The organism is Marivibrio sp., assembly GCF_040218065.1.
GTDB lineage: Bacteria > Pseudomonadota > Alphaproteobacteria > UBA8366 > Aestuariispiraceae > Marivibrio.
In genome coordinates this window covers 147,434-162,219 of sequence record NZ_JAVJQE010000013.1, presented here as the reverse complement: position 1 = coordinate 162,219, position 14,786 = coordinate 147,434, and the positions used below count along the sequence as shown (strand labels likewise).

Sequence of the window (14,786 nt, the reverse complement as noted above, 5' to 3'; positions counted from 1 at the left end):
GTCAACGGGCGCGTTGCGCGAGCCGCTCCAAAAGCGTGTCCGTGGTCGAAAAAGCGTCCGCCAGCGTTTCGAAGAGTTTGGCGAAATCCGTCTCGACCGCGATGTTCAGGTCGAAAGGCTGGCCCTGCAATACGGCCGGATTGCGGCCGAAGATCGACAGTTTCAGTTCGCCCGCGCCGTCGGGCCGGATGTCGAGGTCGGCCGAGAGCCTGTCGTAGCGGAAGTCCTTCAGGGCCTCCACCATCATGTCGACCGCCTGGTTTCGCCCGCCGAGATAGTCGTTGACGGCTGCGTTGTCGATCCGCAACACGCCGGGGCCTTCGGCCGCCACGCGACCGCTTGCAACGGTGACGCGCGGCGGACCGCCGTCCTTGGCCGCCTCGACGGTCAACGGGAATGTCCCGGAGAGCGCGCCGTCCCCGTCGAGGCCTTCGACGTCCAAGGAGGCCAGCGCCTGATCCAGCGACAGGCCGCTCAGATCCACCCATCCGAAGAAGCTGTCGTCGAGCGGGTCGAAGCTGGCTTCGCGCACGACGATCTCGCCGCCCAACGTCTCCACCGCGAGCCGGTCGATCAGAAGCCGGGCCTGACTGTCGAGGGCGAAGGTGAGCGCGAAGCGGGCCGCCGGCAGCCCGGCGACCGCGATGCGCGCGGACAGGCGCTGGCCGTCTTCTGTCGCCGGCGCACGGGCGAGATCGAAGGCGACGACCCCGCTCAAGGCCTGCACGCGCGCGAGGCCTGAGCGAAAGCCGAGGGCGTCGAGACGCACCTCGGCGCGGCCGGCGAGGCCGTCTGGCGTCAGCCGCGCGTCGCCTGTCAGGGACAGCGCGCCCTCAGCCTCCTGGAACAGGCCTTCCACCAGCGGCGATAGCGCGCCGGGCTGCAGGCCGTCCGGCCGGTAGCGGATCGGCGCGGTCTCGAAGGCGAGGCGCGGCGCGCCGTCAGACAGCAAGGCGGCGGAAAGCGTCGTCTCGATCTGTCCGTCAGCCTTGGAAAGCGTCCCCTCGACGCGCCACCCGCCGGCGCCGTCGGGGCTGAGCGCGCCGTCGAACGCGCTCGCGCCTGAGAGGAGCGGCGCGCCCGCCTGAACGATTTCCGGCGCGTTAAGCGAAAGGGTGTAGGGTCCGCCCGCGCGTCCTTCGATCCACCCCTCCATCTGCGTGGCCGTCAGGTCGGCGTCGGCCCAGTGAAGCGCCGCCCCGGTGAAGGCGAGGGAGACGCCCGCGCCCGCGATCCGCGGGCGCAGGTCCGGCAGGAAGAGGTCGACCATCTCACCGTCCGGCAAGGTCAATGCGAGGTCGCGCAGAGCGAGCGCGAGATCGGCGGTGACCGCGCCGTCCGCCGGAAGCGTGATGCGCCCGTCGTCGCGCACCGTAAAGGCCGCCGGCCGGCGCAGGCGCGCGCCTTGCGCGAGGGCGGTCGGGTCGATCTCAAGCCGCGTCCCCGCGGCGATCGGCAGCGTCATCCCGCCGTCCGCGTCGATGACGGCGTGTGGTCGGATTGTCGCGGAAATCGGACCGTTCACGAGGTGAACATACTCGGTCGCCGCGATTTCCCATCCCCCGTCATGCGGGTGGAGGTTCAGTGTGAGGTCCGTGGGGGTCGCCGGCCTAAGGCGCAGCGGCGCGCGCGCCGCGGCGGGCGCGCCGGCGCGCAACGCCGCGTGAAGGGCGGGCGGCGGCGCGGCCAGCGCGGCCTCGAACGCGCCGGGCAGCGCCAGCGACAGGCCGCCGTCGCCGGCCCGGACGGTCACCGGCGCGTCGGAGAGGGTGACGGCGCCGATCGACGGCAGCGTCAGTCTGACCGCTTGCGGGGTCAGCTCGACCAAGCCCGCGACGCGGGCCAGCGCCTCCCGCAACGTGGCCGGGACCGCGTCCGCCGGCGGTCCGTTGAGGTCGAGCGTCGCGCTCAGACGGCCGGTCGCGTCCTGCAGTCCGGGGATCAGCGGCGCCCACGCGGCGAGCGCCAGGTCCGCGGCGCCGGTCGCCGCGATTCCGTCCGCGTCGACAGCGAGGGCGAGATCGACGCGCCCCCCGCCGGCGGCGTCCTGCAGGGCGATCTCCAGCGCCAGGGGGAAGAGGCCTTGGCCCTCGTCAGGGCGGGGGCCGCGCAAACTCGCACTCCCCTCGAGCCGGTGCGGACCGGCGGGCGTCTCCACCGTCACGATGAGGTCGGCGAGGGTGAGATCTGTGACGGGCAGGGACGGCGGGGTCTCGACATCCGCAGGCCCGGTCCCGCCCGCCTGGGGCAGGGTGAGGCCGCGCACGATCGGCGTCCCGTCGGATCCTTGGACGACGGCGGCCTGCAGGCCCTCGATCGTCAGCGTCTGGATCCGTTGCGCCAGCAGGTCGAAGGTCGCTTCGACCCGACGGGCGCGCGGGCCGTCGTCGCCGATCTCAAGGCCCTCCAGGACGGCGCCGTCGAGGCTGAGCGCGGCGACCTCGAACCGCAACTCCTGGCCGAGCGCGCGGGACGCGAGATCGGGGCCGTAGGCGTTGGCGAGCGGCAGGCGGGCCTGCCACGCCGCCAGCGCGACCGCGCCGATCCCGAGCAGCGGGACGACGGCCCCCCAAACGAGAACGGCGCCGATGCGGGATCGGCGCCGTCCTGTCTGCGGCGGTGCGTCGCTATCGCGCCGGTCGTCGATCGTCAGCCTCCCGCGGGCGTCGCCGGCGTCAGCCGTTGATCGCCGCGACTGCGCGGCGCGCCATCACCCCGATCAGGTGCTGGCGGTACTCCGCGCTGGCGTGGATGTCGCCGTTGAGGCTGTCGACCGGGATTGAGGAACTGTCGACCGCGTCCGGCGAGAAGTTGGAGGAGAGCGCCTGCTCGATGTCGTTCGCCCGGAAGACGCCGTCCTGGCCGGCGCCGGTGACAGCCACGCGCACGCCCTCCTTGGTCTTGGCCACGAAAACGCCGACCAGCGCGTAGCGCGAGGCCGGGTTCTCGAACTTCTGATAGTTCCCCGCCTCCGGCTTGGGGAACTTGACGGCGGTGATGATCTCGCCCTCCTCCAGCGCGGTCTCGAACATGCCGGTGAAGAAGTCGTCGGCCGGGATCTCGCGCTGGGTGGTGACGATCGTCGCCCCCAGCGCCAGGCAAGCGGACGGATAGCAGGCGGTCGGGTCGTTGTTCGCGACCGAGCCGCCGATCGTCCCGCGATTGCGCACCTGCGCGTCGCCGATATTCCCGGCCAGCGCGGCCAGCGACGGGGGGACGTCCGACGAAGCGGCGACGGCGGCGTGCGTCGTCATGGCCCCGATCTTCACGTGGTCGCCCTCGTCGGAAACGCCGACCAGCTCCGCCACGCCCGAGAGATCGACCAGATCGCTCGGCGCGGCCAGGCGCTGTTTCATGGTCGGGATCAGCGTCATGCCGCCCGCGACCAGGGTGGGGTCCTCGCCCGCGCCGAGGGCCTTCACGGCCTCATCGACGGAGGAGGGCTTGTGGTATTCGAAATTGTGCATGGGATCGTCCTCTCCTCGGATCGGGCTTATTCGGCTGCGGCGGGCATTTCGGCCGCGCGCAGGGCCTGCCAGACCTTCTGCGGGGTGGCCGGCATCGAGATGTCGGTGACGCCGCGATCGCGCAGCGCGTCCAGCACCGCGTTGATCACGGACGGCGGGCTGCCGATCGCCCCGACCTCGCCGCAGCCTTTGACGCCGAGCGAATTGTGCGCGCACAGCGTCTCGGTCGTGGCCGCCTTGAAGTCGGGCAGATTGTCGGCCCGCGGCATGCAGTAGTCCATGTAGGAGCCGGTGACGAGCTGGCCGTCCTCGTCGTAGACGCAGGTTTCAAGCAGCGCTTGCCCGATGCCCTGAGCGAGGCCGCCGTGAATCTGCCCCTCGACGATCATCGGGTTGATGACCCGGCCCACATCGTCGACCGCGGTCATGCCGACGACCTCGACGACCCCGGTGTCCGGGTCGATCTCGACCTCGCAAATGTGGCAGCCGCCCGGATAGGTGAAGTTCATCGGGTCGTAGAAGGCTTGCTCCTCCAGCCCGGGCTCCAGCTGATCGTGCGGGAAGTTGTGGGGCACGTAGGCGGCCAGCGCGATCTCGCCGAACGCCATCTCCTTGTCGGTGCCGGCGACGGTGAACTTGCCGTCCTTGAACTCGATGTCGGCCTCGGACGCCTCCAGGATGTGGGCGGCGATCTTCTTCGCCTTGTCGGTCACCTTGCCGAGCGCCTTCATGATCGCCTCGCCGCCGACGGCGAGCGAGCGCGAGCCGTAGGTGCCCATGCCGAACGCCACCTTGTTGGTGTCGCCGTGCACGATGTCCACGTTGTCGATCGGGATGCCCAACGTCTCGGAGACGAGCTGCGCGAAGGTGGTCTCGTGCCCCTGACCGTGGCTGTGGGAGCCGGTGAAGATCGAGACCGAGCCGGTCGGGTGCACCCGCACGTTGGCGCTTTCGAACAGCCCGGCGCGCGCGCCGAGCGAGCCGACGACCGCCGACGGCGCGATGCCGCAGGCCTCCACATAGGTGGAGAAGCCGATGCCGCGCAGCTTGCCCCGCTTGGCCGCCTCCTCCTTGCGGGCGGGGAAGCCGTCATAGTCGGCGAGCTTCAGCGCGGCGTCGAGCGAGGCTTCGTAGTCGCCCGAATCGTACTGCAGCGCGACCGGCGTCTGATAGGGGAAGGCGTCCTTGGGGATGAAGTTCTTGCGCCGGATTTCGACCTGATCGATGCCCAGCTCCCAAGCGGCCTTGCTGACGAGACGCTCCAGCAGATAGGTCGCCTCGGGACGGCCGGCCCCGCGATAGGCGTCGACCGGGACCGTGTTGGTGAAGATCGCCTTCACCTCCGAATAGATCTTCGGCGTGGTGTAGACGCCCGCCAGCAGGGTGGCGTGCAGATAGGTCGGCACGCAGGTGGAGAAGGTCGAGAGATAGGCGCCCATATTCGCCTTGGTGTAGACCTTGAGGCCGAGGAACTTGCCCTCCGCGTCGAGGGCGAGGTCCGCGTGGGTGATGTGGTCGCGTCCGTGGGCGTCGGACATGAAGGCTTCCGAGCGCTCCGCGACCCACTTGATCGGCCGGCCGACGCGCGGCGCCGCCCAGGTGACGATCGCCTCTTCGGCGTAATGGTAGATCTTTGAGCCGAAGCCGCCGCCCACGTCCGGCGCCACCACGCGCAGCTTGTGCTCCGGCAGGCTGAGCACGAAGGCGCCCATAAGAAGGCGGATGACGTGCGGGTTCTGGCTGGTGGTGTAGAGCGTGTATTCGCCGGTCGCCTTGTCGAATTCGCCGATCGCCGCGCGCGGCTCCATCGCGTTCGGGATCAGACGGTTGTTGGTGACGTCGATCGAGACGACGTGCGCGGCGTTCTTGAACTCCGCGTCGACTTCTGCCTCGTCGCCCAATTCCCAGTCGTAGCAGAGGTTGTCGGGCGCGTCGTCATGCACCAGCGCGCCGGATCCGGAGATCGCCTTCTCCATGTCGATCACGGCCGGCAATTCCTCAAGGTCGAGCTCGATCATCTCGGCCGCGTCCTTCGCCTGCTCGTAGGTCTCGGCGATGACGACGGCGATCGGGTCGCCGACGTGGCGAACCTTGCCCTCGGCCAGGACGGGATGCTTCGGCTCGTTCATCGGCGAGCCGTCCTTGTTGTTGACGCCCCACCCGCAGGGGATGCCGCCGATCTCCGCCATGTCGGCGCCGGTGAAGACCGCGACGACGCCCGGCGCGCCCTTGGCGGCGTCGACGCCGACCGATTTGATGGTCGCATGCGCCATCGGGCTGCGCAGAATGTAGGCGTAGGTCTGGTTCGGACGGTCGATGTCGTGGGTGTAATTGCCTTGGCCCGTCAGGAAGCGCTTGTCTTCCTTGCGCTTTACGGACGCCCCGATCCCGGTTGCACTCATGGCCTCATGCCTCCCTAGAAGTCCCGGTTCCACGATAGGAAATCCACGATTGGAATCGTGCGGGACGATCGTTTCTATCCCGGGCGGCGCGCACGGCCTCTTGGACGAGGCTCGCTGTGTTCTTGGACGGGGGCGCGGCGCCCGGCTCGGCGGCGGTTCGACGCGCGCGGATCACTCCGCCGCGGCCGCCTGACCCTTCATCGCGCCGGCGGCCTGCTTCACCGCCTTGACGATGTTGTGATAGCCGGTGCAGCGGCAGATGTTGCCCTCCAGCCATTCGCGGATCTCGTGATCAGTCGGGTCCGGATTGTGCTGCAACAGGTCCACCGCGCTCATCACCATGCCGGGCGTGCAGAAACCGCACTGCAGACCGTGGCAGTCGCGAAAGGCCTCCTGCATCGGATGCATCTGATCGCCGGCCGCGAGGCCTTCGATGGTGGTGACGTCGGCGCCGTCCGCTTGGAGCGCCAGCATGGAGCAGCTTTTGACCGACTGTCCGTTCACGTGGATCACGCAGGCGCCGCACTGGCTGGTGTCGCAGCCGATATGGGTGCCGGTAAGGTCCAGCGTCTCGCGGATGAAGGTGGAGAGCAGCGTGCGGCCCTCCACCTCTCCCGAGACCTGTTTGCCGTTCACCGTCATGGAGACGTTGGGCATCGCGGATGGTCCTCCCTGTCGCTCTGTGGGGCCGTCGTCCGCAGCGTCGGCGAACGGCGGTCTCTTTCCGTCGGCGGGCTCTCACGGCCGCCTTTCGCTGTGCAGTTTGAGACCGGGCTGAATGGCGGTCAACCCTAACCGGGAAAGGGGTGGGGCAGGCGCGCCCGCGATCTTCTAGCCCGCGTCGGCGACCGGGCTGCGATAGCCCGGCGGCTTCACGGTCAGAACCGCGCAGCGCACGCTGTTCAGAATGTCTTCGGCGGTGTTGCCGATGATGAATCCGGGCACGCCGGTGCGCGCGATCGTGCCCATCACCAGCAGGTCCGCGCCGATTTCCAGGGCGTGGGCCGGCACCACCCGCCGCGCGGGGCCGCGCAACAGGTCGTTGGTGATGCGGGCCAAGCCTTGATGGGCCTCCGCCGTGCGGCGCAGGGCGGTCAGGCTGCGCCGATGCTGGCGCTCCACGCCGTCGGAATAGGCGATCACGTCGACGTCCTTCGGCGCGAACCGGCGCACCAGCCCTTCCGCCGGGGCCTCCCAAGCGTGGATCAGATGCAACGTCGCGCCGTCGGCGGCGGCGACGGCGGCGGCGGTCTCCACGATGCGGCGGTTCAGGCCGTCCATCCGCTCGGCCGCGTCCTTGTCGCCGGCGGCCTCGACGTCGACCGCGGCGGCGACCACGCGCAGCGGCTCGCCCGCGCCGGCGGCGCCTTGCCCCGGGCCGGTCAGCCAAACGGGGCAGGGGCACTTGCGCAACAGATGCTGATCGGTGCTGGCGAACAGGCCGCCGATAAGCCCTGGCGAGCGTTCGGCCGCCTTGACGACCAGATCGGCGTCCCAGTCGATCGCCTCGCGGATGACCTCCAAGAAGATCTTGCCGGCGCGCACGGCGACGTCGTCGGCGCTCGGACCCTCGGCGCGCGCGGAAAGCGTCTTACGACGCGTGTCGATCAGCCGCGCCTCGGCTTCGGTCTCGCTGACGCCGGCCAATTGGGCCAAGGCGGCCAAATCGCGCGGCGGTTCCACGACGCTCAAAAGCCGGAGCGCGGCGCCCGTGCGCTGCGCCAGGCGGCGCGCGGCCGCGACGGTCGCGCGATCCTGCGCTTCCGCGCCCTCCTCGCCGTCCAAGACCGCAAGGATCCTGCGAAAGACATGCGGGGCGGCGGTCATGATGACAGCTCCTTCTGTCCGCTGGGATCGTCGACGAGGTCGACTGAGACGCTCTCCGACGGCTCTTGCGCGTCGCCGTGGGCCAGCACGCGCTCGGCGGCGCGTTCGGCGGCGTCATGGAAAGGGCGGAAGACGAGGTCCGCGCCGGCCGCCAGCAGCTCCTCGCTCGAGACGTCGGCGTGGGCGGCGACGCCGATCCGGCCGGCGAAACCTTGTCCGCGCAAAGAGCGTACGAAGGCGCGGCGCGGATCGTCATGCATCAGGCCGGTCGCGTGCTCCGGCAGGGCGGCGACGGCCCACTGCACGCCGTCTAACGGCAGATGGGCGAGGAATTCAGGGTCGGTGGCGTCGCCGAACAGCACCTCCAGTCCCCGCTCGCGCGCGGCGCGCGCGGCCATCGGGTTGAAGTCGACGCCCAGCACCGTGAAGCCCCGTTCGCGCAGCGCCTGCGCGATGGCGAAGCCGTACCGCCCGAGACCGAGCACCACCGCGTCGTGCCGACCGCTGCGTCCCGCTCCTTCACGCTCTTCGGCGCGAAGCGCCTCCTGGCCCCGTTCGAACGGGCGCAAGGCGGGCTCCATCAGGCGGTAGAGCGCGTGCGAATAGGTGATCATGTAGGTCGAGGCCGCGATCGTGATGAGGCCGACAAGCGTGATGAGCCCCAGGATTTCGTCGTCGAGATGGCCGAGCGAGACGCCCATCGCGGTGAAGATCAAGGAGAACTCGCTGATCTGCGCCACCGTCAGCCCGGCCAGAAAGCCGGTGCGTTTGCGATAGCCCATCCAGCCCATGATGGCGACCACGATCAGCGGGTTGCCGATCAGCACGAACAGCGCGAAGACCAATGCGGCCCCGACGCTCGCGCCCAGGATCGAGAGGTCGAGCGCGGAGCCGAGGGCGATGAAGAAGAACAGCAGCAAGAAGTCCCGCAGGCTGGCGAGCCGGGCCGCGATCGCCTCGCGGAAGGGAGTGGAGGCGAGCGAGACGCCGGCCAGCAATCCGCCCAATTCCTTGCCGAAACCGAGATAATGGCCGGCCGCCGCCAGCAGCGCCGCCCAGCCGATGGCGAAGGAGACGAGGAGTTCCGGCGCCTTGGCCAGCCGCTCCACCAGCGGCGTGGCGGCGTATCGGATGAACAGCAGCACGCCCGCCAGCATCAGCGCGCCGTAGCCGAAAACGGCCAATGCGTCGAACAGGCCGCCGCCGCCCTCTCCGCCGCCGCCTGCGCCCACGGCGGAGAGCACGATCATCGCGAAGACGACGACCAGATCCTGGACGATCAGGAAGCCCAGCGCGACGCGCCCGTGGAGACTGTCGATCTCCCGTTTGTCGGAGAGCAGCTTCACGATGATGATGGTGGAGGAGAAGGTCAGCGCAACCGCGACATAGAGGCTCTCGATCGGGCTGAATCCCAGGCCGAGGCCGATCAGGAAGCCGAAGAACGTGGTGAAGACCACCTGGCCCAGGCCGGTCAAAAGCGCGACTTTACCGAGCGATCGGACCAGATTGAGGTCGAGCTTAAGGCCGACCAGGAACAGCAGCACGGCGACGCCCAGCTCCGCCAGCAGGTCGATCTGCTCGTCCGAATGGGCGATGTCGAGGACGGAGGGACCCGCGATGACGCCGACGGCGATGAAGCTGACGATCAGCGGCTGGCGCAGCAGCAGGCCGACGAAGCCGATTCCGGCCGACAGCACCAGCAGCGCCGCGATCTCGTAGAAGATGTAGCCCTGGATGGTCTCGGCCATCACGCCCCCGACAAGTCCCCGAACCTCGGGCCGAACACTATGTTACATCGGGGCCGGGGGCGGCGTTTCAAGCGCCGGTGCGATTCTTTCGCAACGTTTTCGCCGTCCGCCTCACCCGCCTTCACCGCCCGACAGGCCGGAAAACAGCGCCAGCAGAATCAGCACCGCCACGATCACCAACATGACCCAACTCATGCCGCTGAGACCGCCCTTGCGGGATTGTTTCGCCCTCTCGACCGCATCGATCGCCGCGCGGGTCGGATCCCGCTCGGCCTCCTTCATGCCGTCGTCCACCTCCGCCGACGTCTTTTCGCTCGCAGCGGCGGGTTCAGACTGCTCGGGTTCTCGCTCCCGCGGGGTCGGCGCAGGTTCCGCACCGGGAGAGGGGGGCGGGGCGCCGGCCGCGGCCGACGGGGCGGCCGCCTCCGCGGCGTCTTGAATCTCCTCCGGGGCCGGCTTATCCGGCTGGGCGCTCTCTTCCTGCTGGGAGGGCGGCGTCTTTCCGGCGCGCTCGGCGGCGATTTCGGCGAAGTTGGAAAAGAAGTCGTTGGCGTATTTCTTGGCCGTCGAGTCGATCAGCCGCGCCCCCAATTGGGCCAATTTGCCGCCGACCTGCGCCTTGACCTGATAGCTCAGGATCGTCTCGTCGCCGTCTTCCGCAAGCTGCACGTCGGCCGAGCCTTTTGCGAACCCGGCTGCGCCGCCTTTGCCTTCGCCGGCGATGGTGTAGCTTTCGGGCGGGTTCACGTTTTCAAGCTTTACCGAGCCCGAGAAGGTCGCCTTAACCGGGCCGACTTTGGCCTTTACCTTCGCGTCGAAGCCGTCGCCCGCCTCGTTCTTGTCCAGGGATTCGCAGCCCGGGATGCAGGCCTTCAGGACGTCCGGCTCGTTCAGCGCCTCCCACACCGTCTGGCGCGGGGCGGGAATGCGGTGTTCACCGTGCATGTCCATGGGGCGGCTCTCCCTGCTGTCGCTCGCTGCGATCCGGCGGACCCGAGCGGGCGCTTCCACGCGGCGCGCGAGTCTGGCATTGATGCTGCATCCGGCCGACCGTGCGGTAGGATGGTCTTTCGGACTCAGACTAACCGCGCGCCGCGCGCCCCACAAGCGGGCGCCGGCGACGCCGACGAACGGATGCGATGACGACGCCTGCGATTCCTTCGACGCTCGACGTGGCGCTTTGGCTTTTCGATCAGAGCAGGCGCGACGACGTCTATTTGCCGGCTCAGAAGCTGCAGCGGCTGCTTTGGTTGCAGCAGGGCGGCTATGCGGCGATGAACCACGGCCGCATGTTGATGCCCGCCGTCTTCGTCGCGGACGAGACCGGTCCGATCGAGCCGACGGTCTTCCACCTGTTCGAGGATTCCCGCCCCCCGATTCCCGCCAGACCGATCGATCAGGTGGCGGAGAACCATCTGGTCCGCATGTGGCGGCGCTACAGTCATCATTCGCCGGACTATCTGACGAAGAAGATCACCCAACAGCGGTGCTATCGCGACGCTTGGCGGAAAGGGGCCGGAACGGTGATCCCATTCGAGGCGATCGTGCGAGATTTCACCGATCTGCCGACAGGGGATCAGATGGTGCGGGCCGGCGACGGGCGAGCGCTGAAGAAATGGACGCCGAGCGCCAAACCTGCGATGCGGCGCATCCGTTAAGCCTCAACGCGCGCCTCTCGGCGCCATGGCGCCGAGCCGTGCGCCCAGCCAATGCGGATCGATATCGAGCCATCGCGCCGCCTCGTCGAGGTCGAGGAAGGCGGCGGCCGCCGTCCCGACGGCGCCGTAGTCGCGCAACTCAAGCCAAAACTTCAGCAGCGGCGCATTGTGCGGCTCGTTCGAGACAAAGCAGATATGCGAGCGGACGAGCCGTCGGTCGACGCCGATCTCGTCGATTTGATCGAGGATAACCCTGATCGTCGGCGGATCGACCTCCGCAAACGAGGCGTCGAAGAAGACGATCTCCTTGTAGATCCGCTGCGGATCGGCGGCGTAGGCGGTCTGGCGGATGGAGTCCACCGCTTCGCTCGCCGTCAAGCGTTGACGCCAATAGCGCAGGATAAGGCCGCGCTCGTTGTCGATCTCCGTGCGGTGCATCGCGGCCGTCGTGCGTGAGGGGTGGGGCGATAGTCGTAGCCGGTACGCGAGGATGGGGCGGACCGGATCACCCGTTAGGGTTTCCGCCGCCGCACCGCGGCCAATGCGGGCGCCTCATCCTCGGGATCGACAGGCGGGGCGTCGAAGGTGGCCCAGCCGTGCTCGCCGCCCGGCGCGGGCAGGCGTTCGCGCTCCTCCGCCGACATGCGGCGATGCAGGAAACTCTTGGCGATGAAATTGGCGGTGATCGGCGCGGTCAGGAATAGGAAAAGCGTGATCAACAGCTCATGCCAGGAGAACTCGCCGCGCTCGCCGATGAAGTAGAGCATGGAGGCGATCAGCACGCCGCCGATCCCCAACGTGGTGGCCTTCGTCGGGCCGTGCAGCCGGGTCATAAGATCCGGCAGCTTGGCCAGGCCGAATGAGCCGACGATGCCGAAGAAGCCGGCGGCGATGATGAGAAAGGCGATGATCGCCTCGATCAAGAAATCCATGGCCGCGCCTTCATTCGATGATGTCGCCGCGCAAGATGAACTTGCAGTAGGCGACGGTTGAGAGGAAGCCGACCATGGCGAACAGCAGCGAGGCCTCGAAATAAACCGCCGTGCCCTCATACATGCCGTAGAGGATCAGGATGGCGATGCCGTTGATCACCATCGTGTCGAGCGCCAATACGCGGTCGGCGATGCTGGGGCCCTTCGCCAAGCGATAGAGGTTCAGGATCAGCGCGATCGCAAAGCAGAAGAAGCCGATAAGGAGCGCGATCTCGATCATTCGAAAATCTCCTTCAGCCGCGCTTCGTAGCGCTGTTTGATCTCGTCGACGACGGCTTGGTCGTCGGGCGCGTCCAGGCAATGGACAAGCAGCGCTCGACCGTCCGCCGAAACGTCCGCCGAGACCGTGCCGGGCGTCATGGTGATGGTTCCGGCGAGCACGGTGATGGCCTCCGGCGTGGTCAGCGAGAGCGGCACGGTCACGAAGCGCGAGCGCAGCTTCCCCGCCGGCACGAACAGCACCAACCACGCCACGTGAACGTTCGCTTTGACGATGTCGTAGAGCACGATCGACACGTAGGCGACGATGGTCGGAAACCGGCGGATTTTCGGCCGGGCGGGCCAGAAGGGCGCGGTCAGGAGCGGAATGACGGCCCCCAGAATAAGCCCGAGCACAAGGTGGCCCGCCGAAACCGTATTGACGAGCATCAGCCAGACGACGACGAGAGTGAGCGTCAGGAACGGGTGGGGGAAGAGGCGGTGGAACAGGCGCATCGGATGATCTTCCTCTCCCTCAGCGTCCGGCGAGAGCGTCCGGGCCCAGCACGGCCCGGATGTAGCCCGCGGGCTCGTAAAGCTGCGCCGCCGTCGCATCGAGATAGCCCGTGATCGGCCCAGCGAACAGCGTGAGAGCGGCCATGCCGACCACCATCGCCGAGACCGCGCCCACAGCCAGGCTCGGGGCGGGCTGCGATGGCGCGGCCGCGCGCTGATCCTGGTCGCTGGGCGGCGCCAGAGAATCCGCCTTCCAGAAGATCGTGCTGCCGGCGCGCGCGAAGCCGACGATGCAGATCAGCGACGTGATGAGAACCACCGCCCAGATCAGCCCCATCTGCGGGACCGCGGCGGCGGCGTCCAGGACCAGCAGCTTGCCGACGAAGCCGCTCAAGGGCGGCATGCCGGCCATGCCGATCGCGCCGGCGAAGAACAAGGCCGCGAACAGGCCGAGATGCAGGAAGCGCGGCGCCGTCTCGATGCGGTCGCCGGCCGCCCGTCGCCGGGCCACCACCTGATCGACCAACAGAAACAACGCCGCCGCCGCGAACGTCGAATGGAGCAGGTAGTAGAGGGCGGCCGTCGTCGCCTGCGGCGTGAACAGCGCAATCGCGATCATCAAGGTGCCCATCGACCCGATCACCGCAAAACAGACCAGCCGCACCAGCCCCTTCGCGCCCAGCACGCCCACCATTCCGACGGCGAGCGTGATCAGGGCCGCCGGCAGAAGCCAGTCGGCCGCCAGCCACGCCGCGTCGCCCGCCGCCGCTCCGAACACCAAGGTGTAGACGCGCAAAATCGCGTAGGCGCCGACCTTGGTCATGATCGCGAACAGCGCGGCGACGGGGCCCGGCGCGTTGGCGTACGCGCCCGGCAGCCAGAATTGCACCGGGACGGTCGCCGCCTTGATGGCGAAGACGATCAGCAGCAGCACGCCGGCGGTCTGAAAGATCGCCTGATCGGCCGCCGGAACCTGCGCGGCGCGCACCGCCATGTCCGCCATGTTCAAGGTGCCGGTTACGCCGTAAAGCGCGCCGACCGCGATCAGAAACAGCGTGGACCCTACGAGATTGACCGCCACGTACTGTACGCCCGCACGCGTACGCTTGGCGCCGCCGCCGTGCAGCATCAGCCCGTAGGAAGCGATCAGCAGCACTTCGAAGAAGACGAACAGGTTGAACAGGTCGCCGGTCAGAAACGCGCCGCAGACGCCCATCAGCTGGAACTGGAACAGCGCATGGAAATGGCGGCCGCGTCGATCCCACCCGCTGGCCGTCGCATAGGAGACCACGACCAAGGCCAACACGCCTGTGAGCAGCACCATCAGCGCCGACAACCGGTCGAGCACCATGACGATGCCGAAGGGCGCGTCCCAGTTGCCGAGCTCGTAGCTCTGCGGCGGGCCGCCGGCGGCCTGCACGGTCAAACCGATCGCGATCGCGAGCAGCGCGAGCGTTCCGGCGATCGAGAACACCCGTTGCAGAAACAGATCGTGACGCATCGCCAAAACGATGATCGGGGCCAGCAGCGCCGGCAGAATGATCGGCGCGACGATCCAATGATTGAGGGTGAGGTCGGTCATCGGCCCGCCCCTTCCTTCTCGCCGGGCGGATCGCCCGGGTCGTCAGGCGGCGGGTCGGCGCTTTCGCTGTCGGTCGCGCCGATGTCGACGGCGTCGTCGCCGCTTTCCAGATAGGCGCGAAGCGCCAGCACGACGATCACCGCCGTCATCCCGAACGAGATCACGATGGCGGTCAGCACCAAGGCCTGGGGCAGGGGATCGGTGTAGGCCTCGGCCGATTTGGAGATCACTGGCGGCAGGTCGAGCGCAAGCCGTCCGGTCGCGAACAGAAAGACGTTGACCGCGTAGGACAGCATGGCCAGCCCCACGATGACGGGGAAACTGCGCGCGCGCAGGATCAGGTAGACCCCGGCCGCCGTCATCGCGCCCACGCCGCTCGCCACGAGAGCCTCCATG

14 protein-coding genes are annotated in these 14,786 nt (G+C 68.4%); 1 reads left to right on the top strand and 13 read right to left on the bottom strand.

The features are described 5' to 3' along the window. Position 1: 1 nt before the first annotated feature. The 7 genes from RIB45_RS12750 to RIB45_RS12720 form a co-directional block, all read right to left on the bottom strand. Positions 2–2,530 carry an intermembrane phospholipid transport protein YdbH family protein gene (locus tag RIB45_RS12750; protein WP_502882576.1) on the bottom strand — a complete coding sequence of 843 codons (2,529 nt, stop codon included), beginning with the start codon at positions 2,528–2,530 and terminating at the stop codon, positions 2–4. Positions 2,531–2,675: 145 nt separating this feature from the next. Further along, positions 2,676–3,467: an FAD binding domain-containing protein gene (locus RIB45_RS12745; RefSeq protein WP_350050695.1), complete on the bottom strand. Its 792-nt coding sequence runs from the start codon at positions 3,465–3,467 to the stop codon at positions 2,676–2,678. Between the two features lie 26 nt (positions 3,468–3,493). Beyond that, positions 3,494–5,869, bottom strand: coding sequence for a xanthine dehydrogenase family protein molybdopterin-binding subunit (locus RIB45_RS12740; protein ID WP_350050694.1), 2,376 nt, complete (start codon positions 5,867–5,869; stop codon positions 3,494–3,496). Positions 5,870–6,040: 171 nt separating this feature from the next. After that, positions 6,041–6,526, bottom strand: a complete 486-nt coding sequence (locus RIB45_RS12735; protein ID WP_350050693.1) for a (2Fe-2S)-binding protein — start codon at positions 6,524–6,526, stop codon at positions 6,041–6,043. 174 nt (positions 6,527–6,700) lie between these two features. Continuing rightward, a complete protein-coding gene (locus tag RIB45_RS12730) occupies positions 6,701–7,696 on the bottom strand; it encodes a universal stress protein (protein ID WP_350050692.1) in 996 nt (331 codons plus the stop codon). After that, entirely contained in the window at positions 7,693–9,444 is a 1,752-nt protein-coding gene (locus RIB45_RS12725; RefSeq protein WP_350050690.1) for a cation:proton antiporter, read from the bottom strand. The genes RIB45_RS12730 and RIB45_RS12725 overlap by 4 nt, the downstream gene beginning before the upstream one ends. Before the next feature lie 111 nt (positions 9,445–9,555). Then, a complete protein-coding gene (locus RIB45_RS12720; protein ID WP_350050689.1) occupies positions 9,556–10,395 on the bottom strand; it encodes an SRPBCC family protein in 840 nt (279 codons plus the stop codon). 188 nt (positions 10,396–10,583) lie between these two features. Here RIB45_RS12720 and RIB45_RS12715 point away from each other — a divergent pair, with 188 nt between their 5' ends. Further along, the gene (locus tag RIB45_RS12715) at positions 10,584–11,102 is read left to right on the top strand and encodes a Panacea domain-containing protein (protein WP_350050688.1); all 519 of its coding nucleotides are present in this window, start codon (positions 10,584–10,586) and stop codon (positions 11,100–11,102) included. 3 nt (positions 11,103–11,105) lie between these two features. Here the strand turns inward: RIB45_RS12715 and RIB45_RS12710 are convergent, their stop codons facing one another. The 6 genes from RIB45_RS12710 to RIB45_RS12685 all read right to left on the bottom strand — a co-directional run bounded on the left by RIB45_RS12710 (position 11,106) and on the right by RIB45_RS12685 (position 14,785). Continuing rightward, entirely contained in the window at positions 11,106–11,540 is a 435-nt protein-coding gene (locus RIB45_RS12710) for a hypothetical protein (RefSeq protein WP_350050687.1), read from the bottom strand. 74 nt (positions 11,541–11,614) lie between these two features. Then, entirely contained in the window at positions 11,615–12,034 is a 420-nt protein-coding gene (locus tag RIB45_RS12705) for a Na+/H+ antiporter subunit G (protein ID WP_350050686.1), read from the bottom strand. A 10-nt stretch (positions 12,035–12,044) separates the two neighbouring features. Continuing rightward, positions 12,045–12,314: a K+/H+ antiporter subunit F gene (locus RIB45_RS12700; protein ID WP_350050685.1), complete on the bottom strand. Its 270-nt coding sequence runs from the start codon at positions 12,312–12,314 to the stop codon at positions 12,045–12,047. After that, the gene (locus RIB45_RS12695) at positions 12,311–12,808 is read right to left on the bottom strand and encodes a Na+/H+ antiporter subunit E (RefSeq protein WP_350050683.1); all 498 of its coding nucleotides are present in this window, start codon (positions 12,806–12,808) and stop codon (positions 12,311–12,313) included. The genes RIB45_RS12700 and RIB45_RS12695 overlap by 4 nt, the downstream gene beginning before the upstream one ends. Positions 12,809–12,827: 19 nt before the next feature. Further along, complete coding sequence (locus RIB45_RS12690; protein ID WP_350050682.1) at positions 12,828–14,390, bottom strand: monovalent cation/H+ antiporter subunit D; 1,563 nt, start codon at positions 14,388–14,390, stop codon at positions 12,828–12,830. Next, positions 14,387–14,785: a Na+/H+ antiporter subunit C gene (locus RIB45_RS12685; RefSeq protein WP_350050681.1), complete on the bottom strand. Its 399-nt coding sequence runs from the start codon at positions 14,783–14,785 to the stop codon at positions 14,387–14,389. The genes RIB45_RS12690 and RIB45_RS12685 overlap by 4 nt, the downstream gene beginning before the upstream one ends. Position 14,786: the final 1 nt, after the last annotated feature.

Bases quoted from the DNA above. Each gene is read 5' to 3' on its own strand.
- RIB45_RS12685 (WP_350050681.1), bottom strand. From the start codon at position 14,785: ATGGAGGCTCTCGTGGCGAGCGGCGTGGGCGCGATGACGGCGGCCGGG.
- RIB45_RS12740 (WP_350050694.1), bottom strand. From the start codon at position 5,869: ATGAGTGCAACCGGGATCGGGGCGTCCGTAAAGCGCAAGGAAGACAAG.
- RIB45_RS12730 (WP_350050692.1), bottom strand. From the start codon at position 7,696: ATGACCGCCGCCCCGCATGTCTTTCGCAGGATCCTTGCGGTCTTGGAC.
- RIB45_RS12695 (WP_350050683.1), bottom strand. From the start codon at position 12,808: ATGCGCCTGTTCCACCGCCTCTTCCCCCACCCGTTCCTGACGCTCACT.
- RIB45_RS12715 (WP_350050688.1), top strand. From the start codon at position 10,584: ATGACGACGCCTGCGATTCCTTCGACGCTCGACGTGGCGCTTTGGCTT.
- RIB45_RS12700 (WP_350050685.1), bottom strand. From the start codon at position 12,314: ATGATCGAGATCGCGCTCCTTATCGGCTTCTTCTGCTTTGCGATCGCG.
- RIB45_RS12720 (WP_350050689.1), bottom strand. From the start codon at position 10,395: ATGGACATGCACGGTGAACACCGCATTCCCGCCCCGCGCCAGACGGTG.
- RIB45_RS12705 (WP_350050686.1), bottom strand. From the start codon at position 12,034: ATGGATTTCTTGATCGAGGCGATCATCGCCTTTCTCATCATCGCCGCC.
- RIB45_RS12710 (WP_350050687.1), bottom strand. From the start codon at position 11,540: ATGCACCGCACGGAGATCGACAACGAGCGCGGCCTTATCCTGCGCTAT.
- RIB45_RS12745 (WP_350050695.1), bottom strand. From the start codon at position 3,467: ATGCACAATTTCGAATACCACAAGCCCTCCTCCGTCGATGAGGCCGTG.
- RIB45_RS12725 (WP_350050690.1), bottom strand. From the start codon at position 9,444: ATGGCCGAGACCATCCAGGGCTACATCTTCTACGAGATCGCGGCGCTG.
- RIB45_RS12735 (WP_350050693.1), bottom strand. From the start codon at position 6,526: ATGCCCAACGTCTCCATGACGGTGAACGGCAAACAGGTCTCGGGAGAG.
- RIB45_RS12690 (WP_350050682.1), bottom strand. From the start codon at position 14,390: ATGACCGACCTCACCCTCAATCATTGGATCGTCGCGCCGATCATTCTG.